Source organism: Paraburkholderia sp. EG304 (assembly GCF_046543485.1).
Lineage (GTDB): Bacteria > Pseudomonadota > Gammaproteobacteria > Burkholderiales > Burkholderiaceae > Paraburkholderia > Paraburkholderia youngii.
On the sequence record NZ_JBKGUA010000450.1, the window covers coordinates 1 to 255 of the forward strand.

The 255-nt window shown below is 62.4% G+C and carries 1 protein-coding gene; it reads right to left on the reverse strand.

Features of this window, described 5'->3' with window-relative positions:
* The coding region (locus ACLFKU_RS44695; protein WP_410853512.1) for a hypothetical protein at nt 1-193 on the reverse strand (193 nt) is incomplete at its 3' end.
* Nucleotides 194-255 lie beyond the last annotated feature (62 nt).

Below are 255 nucleotides of genomic sequence, written 5' to 3' on the forward strand. Positions count from 1 at the left end.
GCATCGTGGGACTGGCGTCGTCGCCGTCCACTGTCTTTCCGACCCACAGCGCACGACCCGCGACCGTTTGATTCGGCCACAGTCGACAGTGAAAGAACGCCTGCGGGTCCTTCTGGTAGCCGTCCTCCTCCAGATACATGACGTCCGGGCCCGCATCATGCAGACGCACAGCCTGGATATAGTCGCAGTGCATGAAGGAACGGATTTCCCGCAGGACAGTGGGGGCGTCGACTGCGGTGCGCTCTACCGCTTCCA